This is a genomic window from Micromonospora ureilytica (genome assembly GCF_015751765.1).
Taxonomy (GTDB): domain Bacteria; phylum Actinomycetota; class Actinomycetes; order Mycobacteriales; family Micromonosporaceae; genus Micromonospora; species Micromonospora ureilytica.
This window is the reverse complement of record NZ_JADOTX010000001.1, coordinates 3,369,743-3,381,389: the sequence shown is the minus strand read 5'-3', so window position 1 is coordinate 3,381,389 and position 11,647 is coordinate 3,369,743. Positions and strand designations below refer to the sequence as shown.

General features: G+C 71.9%; 11 protein-coding genes. 6 read left to right on the top strand and 5 right to left on the bottom strand.

The window, feature by feature from the left end:
• Window positions 1-3 precede the first annotated feature (3 nt).
• Window positions 4-1,161: a DegT/DnrJ/EryC1/StrS family aminotransferase gene (locus IW248_RS15095; RefSeq protein WP_196927511.1), complete on the bottom strand. Its 1,158-nt coding sequence runs from the start codon at window positions 1,159-1,161 to the stop codon at window positions 4-6.
• Window positions 1,158-2,141: a UDP-N-acetylglucosamine 4,6-dehydratase (inverting) gene (gene pseB / locus IW248_RS15090; RefSeq protein ID WP_196927510.1), complete on the bottom strand. Its 984-nt coding sequence runs from the start codon at window positions 2,139-2,141 to the stop codon at window positions 1,158-1,160. Before pseB ends, IW248_RS15095 begins: the two co-directional genes overlap by 4 nt.
• Window positions 2,142-2,507: 366 nt before the next feature.
• Between pseB and IW248_RS15085 the strand changes: the two genes are divergently transcribed.
• Window positions 2,508-4,244, top strand: a complete 1,737-nt coding sequence (locus IW248_RS15085) for a hypothetical protein (RefSeq protein ID WP_196927509.1) — start codon at window positions 2,508-2,510, stop codon at window positions 4,242-4,244.
• Between the two features lie 102 nt (window positions 4,245-4,346).
• Here the strand turns inward: IW248_RS15085 and IW248_RS15080 are convergent, their stop codons facing one another.
• Window positions 4,347-4,883 (bottom strand): GNAT family N-acetyltransferase, encoded by a 537-nt coding sequence (locus IW248_RS15080; protein ID WP_307787967.1) that lies wholly within the window; start codon window positions 4,881-4,883, stop codon window positions 4,347-4,349.
• Window positions 4,884-4,956: 73 nt separating this feature from the next.
• Between IW248_RS15080 and IW248_RS15075 the strand changes: the two genes are divergently transcribed.
• From IW248_RS15075 to IW248_RS15060, 4 genes are read left to right on the top strand one after another with little or no spacing between them, the layout of a single operon-like run.
• A complete protein-coding gene (locus IW248_RS15075; RefSeq protein ID WP_231396317.1) occupies window positions 4,957-5,208 on the top strand; it encodes an acyl carrier protein in 252 nt (83 codons plus the stop codon).
• Window positions 5,205-6,470: an AMP-binding protein gene (locus IW248_RS15070; RefSeq protein WP_196927508.1), complete on the top strand. Its 1,266-nt coding sequence runs from the start codon at window positions 5,205-5,207 to the stop codon at window positions 6,468-6,470. The genes IW248_RS15075 and IW248_RS15070 overlap by 4 nt, the downstream gene beginning before the upstream one ends.
• Window positions 6,463-7,218 (top strand): SDR family NAD(P)-dependent oxidoreductase, encoded by a 756-nt coding sequence (locus IW248_RS15065; protein WP_196927507.1) that lies wholly within the window; start codon window positions 6,463-6,465, stop codon window positions 7,216-7,218. Before IW248_RS15070 ends, IW248_RS15065 begins: the two co-directional genes overlap by 8 nt.
• Window positions 7,202-7,690 (top strand): hypothetical protein, encoded by a 489-nt coding sequence (locus tag IW248_RS15060; protein ID WP_307787965.1) that lies wholly within the window; start codon window positions 7,202-7,204, stop codon window positions 7,688-7,690. The genes IW248_RS15065 and IW248_RS15060 overlap by 17 nt, the downstream gene beginning before the upstream one ends.
• A gap of 30 nt (window positions 7,691-7,720) precedes the next feature.
• Here the strand turns inward: IW248_RS15060 and pseI are convergent, their stop codons facing one another.
• Together pseI and IW248_RS15050 are read right to left on the bottom strand one after the other, a co-directional pair.
• Window positions 7,721-8,773, bottom strand: coding sequence for a pseudaminic acid synthase (gene pseI, locus IW248_RS15055; protein ID WP_196927506.1), 1,053 nt, complete (start codon window positions 8,771-8,773; stop codon window positions 7,721-7,723).
• A 133-nt stretch (window positions 8,774-8,906) separates the two neighbouring features.
• Window positions 8,907-10,070: a glycosyltransferase family 2 protein gene (locus tag IW248_RS15050; protein WP_196927505.1), complete on the bottom strand. Its 1,164-nt coding sequence runs from the start codon at window positions 10,068-10,070 to the stop codon at window positions 8,907-8,909.
• A 300-nt stretch (window positions 10,071-10,370) separates the two neighbouring features.
• Between IW248_RS15050 and IW248_RS15045 the strand changes: the two genes are divergently transcribed.
• On the top strand, window positions 10,371-11,606 hold the full coding sequence (locus IW248_RS15045; RefSeq protein WP_196927504.1) for an acyltransferase family protein: 1,236 nt from the start codon (window positions 10,371-10,373) through the stop codon (window positions 11,604-11,606).
• Window positions 11,607-11,647 lie beyond the last annotated feature (41 nt).

Sequence of the window (11,647 nt, the reverse complement as noted above, 5' to 3'; positions counted from 1 at the left end):
CCATCAGGCGGCGGAACGCACCGAGCCGACCCGCACCGCGGCGGTCAGCGCGTCGATGACGCGGTCCTGGTCGGCGTCGCTGAGCCCCGGGTAGAGCGGTAGCGACAGCTGTTGGGAGTAGAACGACTCGGCCACCGGGCAGGATCCGCGCCGGTAGCCCAGGTCGGCGAACGCCGGGTGCCAGTGCACCGGGAGGTAGTTGACCTGGACGCCGATGCCGGCGGCCCGCATCCGGTCGTACACCTCGCGACGGCGACCGTCGAGCACCCGGATCGGGTAGAGGTGCCAGGCCGGGTCGGCCCACGACCTGCGGGTCGGCAGCAGCACGCCGTCCAGGTCGGCCAGCGCCTCGTCGTAGCGGGCGACCAGGGCGCTGCGGCGGGCGGTGAACTCGCCGAGCCGACGTAGTTGGCTGCGGCCCAGGGCACAGAGCACGTCCGGTAGCCGGTAGTTCAGCCCGAACTCGTGCACCTCCTGGTGCCAGCCACCCTCGTCGGGGAAACGCAGGTCGTCACGTTCGCGGACCACGCCGACGCCACGGAACCGGCGGGCCCGCCTCAGGATGTCCGGGTCCAGCGCCGCGACGGCGCCGCCCTCGGCGGTGGTCAGGTTCTTGGTGGGGAAGAACGAGAACGTGGTCAGGTCGGCGAGCGAACCGACCGGCCGACCGTGGTACGTCCCGCCGATCGAGTGGGCCGCGTCGGCGAGCAGCAGCGCGTCGCTGCCCTCGACCGACGTGCGCAGCGCGTCGTAGTCGGCGGGGTGCCCGGCGTAGTCGACAGCGGCGACGACCTTCGTCCGCGAGGTCACCGCCGCGGCGGCCGCCGCCGGGTCGAGGCAGAACGTCTCGTCGTCGACGTCGGCGAACACGATGGTCGCGCCGAGGGCGACCGCGCTGCTGGCGGTCGCCACGAACGTCATCGGCGGGACGACCACCTCGTCGCCCGGTCCCACCCCGGCCGCCGCGTACGCCACGTGCAGCGCCGCGGTGCCGTTGGAGACGGCGGCGACACCGACCCCGCCGGTCCACCGGGCGAGGTCGGCCTCGAAGGCGTCGACCTGCGGACCTGTGGTGAGCCAGTCGCCGCGCAGCACGTCGGCGACGGCCGCGACGTCGTCCTCGTTGATCGACTGCCGGCCGTACGGGAGCATCCCCGTCATCCGTTGATGCCGAGCATGTCGCGCAACTGCTCGACGGTGAGCCACTCGTCGTTGGTGTCCGACTGGTAGGCGAAGCCGTCCGGCACCGGGTCGCAGTCCACCGGCGGCTGGTAACCCCAGGTGGCGATGGTGGGCTGGACGATGAACCGGCCGTCGGCGCGCAGCGTCCGCCGGCTGTCGTCGGGCGCGATCATCTCCTCGTGCAGCTTCTCGCCCGGCCGGATCCCGATCTCGTGGGTGGTGGCGTCCGGGGCCACGGCCTCGACCAGGTCGAGGATGCGCATGCTCGGGATACGCGGCACGAACAGCTCGCCGCCCTGCATCTGGTCGAACGAGTCCATGACGAACTGCACGGCCTGGTCGAGCGTGATCCAGAAGCGGGTCATCCGCTTGTCGGTGATCGGCAGGCTCTTGCCCTCGGCGGCCAGCCGACGGAACAGCGGGACGACCGAACCGCGGCTGCCCACCACGTTGCCGTAGCGCACCACGGCGAACCGGGTGGGGTGCTGGGCGGCGTAGTGGTTGGCCGAGACGAACAGCTTGTCGCCGACCAGCTTCGTCGCGCCGTACAGGTTGATCGGGCTGGACGCCTTGTCGGTGGAGAGCGCGATGACCTTCTTGACGCCGGCCTCGATCGCCGCGTCGACGACGTGCTGGGAGCCGGTGATGTTTGTGGCGATGTACTCCGAGGGGTTGTACTCCGCGGTGTCCACCTGCTTCAACGCGGCGGCGTGCACCACGTGGTCCACGCCGTGCATGGCCCGGGTGAGGCGGTGCCGGTCCCGGATGTCGCCGATGAACCAGCGCAGCCGCGGGTCGTCGCCGAGTTGCTGGCGCAGCTCGTACTGCTTGAGCTCGTCGCGGGAGAACACCACCACTCTGGCGGGGTCGGCCTCGTTGAGGATGTGCCGGAGGAACGTCCTGCCGAAGGAACCAGTTCCTCCGGTGATCAGAATGGACGATCCATTCAACTCACTCAATGTGTGGCTCCCGTGTTCGTGGATGAACGAGCGGCCCTGGGCCGGCCGACCGGGGTGACACGCTAGCCATGGCGGGTTAACTCCTCGGCGCTCGCGGGTGAACCGCAACCTCTGCTCCCGTGAATGCCGGACACCGCGTAGGCGAACACTTCCGACCGCCCCGGATGTGGGCTGACCTGGCCGGATCGGGCCGTTACAGTGACCGCGCGAACGACCCGGCGACCCCTGCGCGCAGCCGGGTCCCGCGTTCACCTGACATCCACACCGGCTCGGTGCGAGCGGGTCACCCCGTGCGTCACCGACGCCGGCCGGCGGGCCCGTCGGATCGGCGTGGCCCCGGTCCGGCCGGCAATTCTGGAGGCGTTGATGGCACCCGGTAGTGACGTGATCGAACGGCCGGTGGTGGGAGCCGAGACGCCGAGCGGCCCGACCACCCGGCGTTGGCTGGTGCCGCTGCTGCTGGTCGTCGGTTGGGTGCTCAGCGTGGCCTGGCGGATGTGGTGGTCCCGGCACATCGCGCTGCCGATCGCGCACACCGACGAGGACAGCTACCTGAACACCGCCCGCGCCCTCGCGGGCGGCCCGGGGGGCTTCAGCAGCGAGAACGACCTTTTGCGCCGGGTCGGCTACCCGATGCTGATCTCGCCGGCGTTCCTCGGGGACCGGGACTTCACCGACAGCTACCGGATCGTCCAGCTGATCAACGCGATGGTGAACTCGACGCTGCTGCCGCTGGCGTACCTGTTCGGTCGCCGGCTGTTCCAGCTGCGCCGCTCGTACGCGCTGCTCGGCGCGGTCGCGGCGGCGACCCTGCCGGCCACCGCCTTCTACGCGGGCGTCGCCATGATCGACGCGGTGATGGCGCCGCTGGTGGTCGCCTGGCTGCTCGCCGTGCACCGCTGGATCGCCCGGCCCGGCCCGCTCGCCGCCGCCACCGTCGGCCTGCTGGTCGGCGGGTTCCACCTGCTGCACTCCCGTGGCCTGGTGATCGTGGCCGTGCACGCCGGGCTGGTCCTGCTGCTGTTCGTCCGCCGCCGGATCAGCCCGCCCGTGGTGCTCGCGGCGCTGCTGCCGGTACTCGCCATGGCGCTCGTCAACGAGGCCGCCATCCGTTACCTCGGCGGCAAGGTCTACCTGCTCGGCAGCGCCCCCGGCGGCAGCATGGTCGAGGCGATCGCCTCCGCCCAGGGCGTGGTCCGGGTGGGCGCCGCGGTCACCACCCAGCTCTGGTACCTCGTGGTGATCACGTTCGGGATGGCCGGGGTGGCCTGGGCCGGCGCTGTGCGCGAGCTGTGGCGCCCACGGCACGGCGACGCGGCCCGCTGGACGATGGGTGTGGCGCTTGTGGTGACCGTCGGGGTGGCCGGCGGCGCGTCGGTGATCCTGTCCGGCATCACCGGCAAACCGCTGGACGCGATCTACGGCCGCTACGTGCAGATGCTCGCGCCGTTCTGGCTGCTGGTCGGGCTGGGAGTGCTGTTCACCGCCGGGTGGCGGGTGGTGCTGCGCCGGGCGGCCGTCGCGGTGGCGCTGCTGGTCGGTGGCGGCGCGCTTGTCGCGGCCCGACTCGCGTACGTGGCCAGCCAGGGCCACCAGCTGCGCTACGGCGGTTTCAGCGCGCCGGACCTGGTGGCGTTGACCGGGGGCTGGCGGGAGTTGCGACCGGTGGTCGGCTCACTGGTCGGCATCGCCGGCTGTGCGCTGCTCGTCGCCGCGGTCCGGGTGCCCCGCCTGCGGCTGCCGATCCTCGGCGCCCTCGTGGTGGTCAACCTCGTCACCATGCAGGTGATCGACAAGCGGATCGTGCAACCGGCCGCCGCGAGCACCGCGCCGACACCCCGGGTGGCCGACGTCGGCGTACGCCCCGGCGAGCGGGTGTGGGCCTCGACCGGCGTGCACTACGTCCTGCGGTTCAACCTCAGCCACCAGGTGACCTGGACCGACGTCCGGTGGTTCGGCGTCGGGCAGCCGCCGGCCGCGGCGCAGGTGGTGTTCGCCCGCTGGGCGCCCGGGCAGGCCGACGACTGGAACGGCACGGCGTACGGCTTCGTTCGACTCGGTGGCAACCCGGCGCAGCACTGGGCGGCCTGGCGGCGGGTCTGATCCGCCGCGCCCCGGTGGACACCGCTATTCGTGAACGGCGGATGTCCACCGGGAGCACGGCCGGTTAATGGTTCCGGTCCATTGCGGAGAAGTGTCCGGCAATCAGCGCTGACGGCGGTCTGCCCGAGCCAGGGAAATCGGGATGACGGTGATTTCCCGACCGTCGGACAGCTCCTGTCGTGGTGTCCCCTCGACAAATCGGAAACGTCGGTTCATCTGTCGTACGACGGTATTGTGGCCGAGCACCTCGCCGTCGAGCCGGTCCAGGTGCAGCCCGTCGAAGGCGTACTCGACGGCCTCCCGCATGACCCCCAGCCAGGCCGGCAGCGTCTCGTCCCGCCCGGCCAGCCCGTCGGCGTCCAGATAGAAGCCCCACGCGCCGGTGCGAGGGCCATCCAACCGCAGGTCGAAGAAGGTGACCACACCGCAGGGCCGGTCGTCGCGGACGTACACCAGGACTCGCCGCGACCTGTCGTCGCGGACCGTCGACCACCACCGGGCGTGCTCCTCGGCGGTGATCTCGTGACTGGTCTTGCTGACCTGTCGATTGGTTTCCTGATTACGCCAGGACAACATCAGATGAACGTCGTCCGTCGTCGCTTCGCGCAGCACGTACGTCTCGCTTTCCTCGCCGTTCACGTCGGGTCGAGGCACCTTACCCGGGCCTACCGGGAAATCGGATATCCATTCGTTGGGTTGTAGACTGCGGCGCATGAACGAATTGAGTCGCGCGCAGATCCGCGACCTCATGGCTCAGGTGCTGAAGAACCAGGACAAGGAGCTGCCCGCGGACGACGCGACGCAGTTGCGGGAGATCGGCTTCCGGTCGCTCGACTTCTCCGAGCTGGCCCTGCGGGTGGAGGACGAGACGGGGGAGGAGCTCAACTTCGACGCCCCCGGGCTGCGGCGCATCGCCACCGTCGGGGACGTCCTCGACTTCCTCGTCGAGCTTCAACACCAGTGACCGTCGCGACGTCGCGCCACCCCGCGCCCGCACACCCGGAGCCGGCCGGAGTCGACAATCGACTCGTCGTCGGTGGCGCCGCGCTGACCTGGCGCTCGCTGCCGACGCCCACACTGCCCGACCCGGCGGCGGTGCTCGCCCACTCCGCCGTGCACGCGCTCACCGCGGCGCGGCAGCACGCCGTGCACGGCACCGAGCTGCTGCTGAGCACCGCCAGTCGGGTCGACGCCACGATGCGTGCCGAGCTGCTGGAGGCCGGGTTCACCGTCAGCGTCCTCGACGACGACGGCGTGCGCCCGAGTGTCCCGGCCCGGCCGCGAGCCGCCGAGCCCCACCGGCTCTGGCTGCTGACCTCGGGCTCGACGGGGCGTCCGAAGCGGGTCGGGCACACCCTCGACACGCTGACCACCGTCCGGGCGGACCAGCCCGACCGGACCTGGCTCTGCCCGTACGCCCCCGGCACGTACGCCTGGTGGCAGGTGGTCACCCTGTCGCTGACCCAGCCCGGTCAGCACCTGGTGGTGGTCGAGCCCGACGAGTTGGACGACTGGCCCTCGGTCGCTGCCGCGCACGGGGTCGACGCCGCCTCCGGCACCCCGACCTTCTGGCGGCGCACCCTCTACCGCGACGCCGAAGCGCTGGCCCGGGTGCCGCTGCGTCAGATCACCCTCGGCGGAGAACCGGTGGACCAGGCGATCCTGGACCAACTGCGGGAGGTCTTCCCGGCGGCCCGGATCTCCTGGATCTACGCGTCCTCAGAGGTGGGGGCGTCCATTGTGGTGCACGACGGGCGGGCCGGGTTCCCGGTCGACTGGCTGGACCGGGAAACCCCGGGCCGGCCGACGCTCTCCGTCCGCGACGACGAACTGGTGGTCACCTCCCCGTACCACGGTGCCGGTCTCGCCGGCCCGATCCGCACCGGCGACCGGGTGCAGGTGCTCGACGGCCGAGTGCTGATCACCGGCCGACTGGACTCCGACGAGATCAACGTCGGTGGCAGCAAGGTCTCCGCCGGTGTGGTCCGCGGCGTGTTGGCCGGTCATCCGGCGGTGGCCTGGGCCCGCGTGACCGGCCGCCGCGCCCCGGTGCTCGGGCGGATGGTGGTCGCCGAGGTGGTCCTCGCCCCCGCCGATGCCGGCGTGGCGGACGAGGCCGCACTGGTCCGCTGGTGCGCCGACCGGCTTCCCGAGCACGCGGTGCCACGCCGCATTCGCGTCCTGACCGACATTCCCGTCAAGGAGACCCTGAAGAGCGATGTCTGAGCCCGCCGACACCCAGCTCGTCCCGCCCAGCTCCGTGGTCCTCGTCTCCGGCGGTTCCCGTGGCCTGGGCCTGGCCATCGTCACCGACCTGCTCGACGCGGGCGTCAAGGTGGCCGCGTTCGCCCGCACCATCACCCCGGAGCTGGAGAAGCTCGCCGCCGAGCACCCCGACCGGGTGCACGTCGGCGCGGTGGACGTCACCGACCTGCGCGCCGCGCAGAGCTTCGTCCGCGAGGTGGAGCAGCGTCTCGGCCCGATCGACGGCATCGTCAACAACGCCGCCATGGGGCAGGACTCCCTGCACGCGCACACCGCCACCGACGACATCGCCCGGATCATCGAGACCAACCTGACGGCCCCGCTACAGCTGACGCGGTTGGTGATCCGCCGGATGCTCGCCAAGGGACTGCGCGGACGGATCGTCAACATCACCTCGATCTGCGGGCAGCGCGGTTTTCCCGGCCTCGTCGCGTACTCGGCCACCAAGGGCGGCATGGACGCCGCCACCCGCTCGCTCGCCCGCGAACTGGGCGGCCGGATGCTGGTCAACTCGGTCGCGCCCGGCTTCTTCGCGTCGGAGATGTCCGCGGTGCTCGGTCCGACCCAGCTCGACCAGATCGTGCGCCGCACCCCGACCGGTCACCTGACCGAGCCGGTGGAGGTCACCCCGGTCGTACGGATGCTGCTGCGCGAGCACACCAACATCAACGGCCAGGTCATCGTGGTGGACGGTGCCGCCGCCATCTGACCTGGACCGGCTGGTCCGGCCGCGTCCGGTGCCGGGGCTGCTCGTCGCCGCCGAGCGGCACCTGCGCATCGGCGCTCCCGCCGACCTGGCCGACGCGGTGACCCGCAGCCACCTCGACGACGGACGGTGCGTCGGCTGGTACGGCCCATCGGCGCCCGGTTGGCGGGTGGCCATCGACGCGGAGCGCGCCGATGCCCCGGTGCCCCCGGCGCTCGCCCGCCGGTTCGGCGCGCAGGACTTCTGGGCGCGGTGGACCCGCGCCGAGTGCTGCTGCAAGCTGACCGACGTACCGATGGCGGTCTGGTGGCGGCGCCACGGTCTGGGTCCGCCGGCCGACGGATCGGCGGTCTGGCGGACCCTCGCCGTGGCCGACCTGGTGATCACCGTCGGCTTCGCCCCGACCCTCCCGCCCCGCGATCTTGCACTTTCTGACGCCGAATCGCGGCTTACACGCCTTTCGTCGGGACAGTAACTGCAAGATCGACGGGGCGAGGGCTACGGGTTAGATCTGGTCCCAGCTCAGGGGGGTGCCGCGGGGGACGTCGGTGGTGAAGGCGCGGCCCAGGACCCGGTCGATCTCCACGGGGGCCAGCCCGCCGGCCGGCCGGATCGAGCGGACGTTGTGCGCGGTCACCAGGTCGCCGGCCCGGACGTCCTCGACCACGAAGAGCGACCGGCGGAACCGTAGCCCCTCCCGCTCGGCGGGGGTGGGGCCGATCGCGGTGCCGCCCAGTGCCGCGTACGCGCGGCCCGACTCGGCGACCAGGGCCGTGAGCTCGGCCGGGTTCAGGGAGAAGTCCGAGTCCACGCCGCCGTCGGCCCGGTCCAGCGTCACGTGCTTCTCGATGAAGCAGGCGCCGAGCGCCACCGAGGCGACCGCCACTCCGATGCCGGGCGTGTGGTCGGAGAGCCCGACCGGGACGTCGAACGCGCCGGCCAGCACCGGCAGCCGGCGCAGGTTGCTGTCGGCCGGCGGCGCCGGGTAGGACGCGGTGCAGGCCAGCAAGACGATTCCCGCCGCGCCACCGGCTCGGGCGGTGCGTACGGCGGCGTCGATCTCGGCGACCGTCGCCATTCCGGTCGAGATCACCATCGGCTTGCCGGTGCTGGCCACGAGCCGGATCAGCGGCAGGTCGACCAGCTCCGACGAGGCGATCTTGTACGCGGGCGCGTCCAGCGACTCCAGCAGCTCCACGGCTGTCGCGTCGAACGGCGACGAGAACACGGTCAGGCCACGCTCGCGGGCCCGTTCGAAGATCGGGGCGTGCCACTCGTACGGGGTGTGCGCGCGCTCGTAGAGGCGGTACAGGTTCTCCCCGCCCCACAACTCGTGCCCGCTGGAGATCCGGAACGCCGGGGTGTCGACGTCGATGGTGATCGTGTCCGGCCGGTACGTCTGGAGCTTCAGCGCGTGCGCCCCGCTGTCGGCCACCGCGTCGACGATGGCCAGCGCCCGGTTCAGATCGCCGTTGTGGTTGCCGGACATCTCGGCGACCACGAACGGTCGCTCCCCGGCACCGACCGCGTGCGGTCCGATCTTGATTGTCGCCGTCATTCCGACCTCTGCTCGGGTACGCCCGCACCGGGGTGCGGTGGTGCTGTCGTCGTCCACCCGGCGGGCGGACGACCTGGAAAACGAGGGCGCCGGGAGCCGCCCCGGCTCCCGGCGTGCGGTGTGGTGGGGCCGTTCACGGCAGCCGGCCAGCGGCCAGCACGTCACGTCGCTCCGGCGCGAGCCCACCGTCGCGTGTCGGCGCGGCGCCCGCCCCTCGGCCCGGGTCCTCGTCGGCGGCGACCGAATCGCTGTCGGCGCCGCCCACCGGACCGGGCCGACGCAGGCGACCAGCGACCCGGTGGGCCTGGCGCAGCGCCGAGTACGCCAACCAGTCACCCCGCCCGACGAGGCGGTGCTTGAGCCCGGTCACGCCGGGGGGCAGCGGGTAGCCGCCGGTGGGCAGGTACCGACGGTAGTGCGCGGCGGCCCGGTGGAAGAAGGCGCGCCGCAGGTGTGGGTGCAGCCGGCCGTCGTTGCCCACCACCACCAGGTAGTGGCTGATCATCAGCTCGAACAATTCGGCCTGCAACCGCTCGTCCGGGTGTTTCCGTGCGACCCAGTCCATCAGCCGCTCGTACTGGGCGAAGGCGTCGAAGTGCCGGCCGCTGCGGGTGGAGGTGATCGCGCCCTGGCGGCCCTGGCGGTACAGGTAGCAGACCCGGTCCAGCACGGAGACCTTCTCGGCCCCGATCAGCAGGGGGTGGCTGAACGGGATGTCCTCGTACCAGCCGGGGAAGAATCGCAGCTCCAGCGCGTCCATGAAGTCCCGGCGGACCACCTTGTTCCAGGCGGTGTGCTGCACCCGCAGCAGCTGCGGCTGGTCGGCCAGCCGGGTGACGCCGGTGATCCCGCGCAGCAGCGGGCTGCTCGCATCGACCTCCCGCCGACCGTCCTCGTGGACCCGCAGGTGGTCGAGCATCAGCACGTCGGGCTGGTGCTGGCGCAGCCGGTCCAGCACCGCAGCGATAGTGCCCGGCGGCAACCAGTCGTCGCTGTCGACGAACCAGACGTAGCGGCCGGTGGCCACGTCGAGCCCGGCGTTGCGGGCCAGCCCCAGACCCACGTTGCTGCTCAGGTGCACGACGCGGACGCCGTCACGGCCGGCCGCGTACGAGCGGAGCATGGCGCCGCAGCCGTCCGGGGAGGCGTCGTCGACGGCGATCAGCTCGACCGCGTCCGACTCGCCCGCCGGGATGTCGGCCCGGATCGACTCGAGGCACTGGTACAGGTACGCCTCGACGCCGTAGACGGGCACGACGATGCTCAGCAGCGGTGCGTGCGTCGGCTCATTGACCACGTCCGCCACCTTCGACGACCCGGGTGGCCGGCCCCGGAACCTGACGTTGCCGCCGATTGTGGAATCTCTGAACTCCCGCCCAGCGGAAGGTTAACGCCGTCCGGCGGGGCGGTTCCCGGCCCGGGGAACGAGGGGCTGGTGGGGCAGGTGGGATGCGTCCGGTTCACCCGGGAGTGACCCGGTAGGGTGCCTCGGTGCGGCCCTGCCGGGCCGTCGCGGGCGTCGCCGTCGCGGCGTCCGACGCCGCGCCGAGGAGGATACGACAGTGCTGGTGACCCTGCCGAGCGTCGGGATCCCGGCATGACGAGCGTCGCCGCGGTGTCGGCCGTCCGGCCCGCACCGGCCCCGCCCCGGCTGCCCTCGCTGACCGGGTTGCGGTGGATCGCCGCCCTGGTGGTTTTCGGCTTTCACGCGGGCACCATGCGGATCATCGCCGAGCCGGACTACAAGGCCGTGGTCGACGAGCTGTTCACCCTGGGCCTCTCCGGGGTGCAGTTCTTCTTCATCCTCAGCGGGTTCGTGCTGGTCTGGTCGGCCCGCGAGGGGGACTCCCGGCGTACCTTCTGGCGGCGACGGATCGCCAAGATCTACCCGAACCACCTGGTGCTGTTCGCGGCGACGCTGGTGGTCGCCTGGTGGTTCGCCGACCCGGTCCTGCCGGCGGCTGCGCTGGAAAACCTACTGCTGTTGCAGGCGTGGGACCCCCGGCCGGGCTGGTTCTACAGCATCAACACCGTCAGCTGGTCGCTGTCCTGCGAGTTCTTCTTCTACCTCTGCCTGCCGCTGGCGCTGCCGCTGCTGCGCCGGGCCCGGCCGAAGGCGCTCTGGGCGCTGATCGTCGCGCTGCCGCTGCTGATCCTTGCGCTCTGGCCGGCGCAGGAGTTGGTGCCGGAGGTGAGCCGGTGGTGGTTCACCCAGATCTTCCCGCCGGCGCGGTCGCTGGAGTTCTGGTTGGGCGCGGTGGCGGCCGAGTTGATGCGCCGAGGGCTCTGGCGCGGTCCCAATCTGACAGTGGCCAGCGGGATCTTCCTGGTCACCTGGGTGACGGCCGCGCAGTGGATCCGCGCCGAGCTGTGGACCACGCTGCTCGCGGTCGTGTACCTGTTGGTGATCACCGCTGCCGCGGACGCGGACGTGCGGGGTCGGCGCTCGCCGTGGCGGTCCCGGCCGCTGGTCTGGCTCGGTGAGGTCTCGTTCGCCTTCTACCTGGTGCACGTGCTGGTGATGACGAGCGTGCTGCGCTGGAGCGAGACCTGGGGGATCGGCTTCGCGGGCTGGCGTGGCCCGGCCGTGGTGCTCGGCTTCCTGGTGGCGAACCTGATCCTCGCCGGGCTGCTGCACCGCTTCGTCGAGACCCCGATGATGCGCCGGCTCGCGCCGCGCCGTCCGGCCCGTCCGGCACCCGTCCCCCGACCGCGCACGGCCGGCCACGACGACGCACAGGACCCCGTGAGCAGCGCCCGCGACGAGGCCGGCGGAGCCGCCGACGAGGTCGGTCCGGCCGGGGGTCGATCAACGTACGTCGACCGGCGCTGACAGCGTCCACCCTGGTCAACGGGGTCGGCGCGGCGTGATCC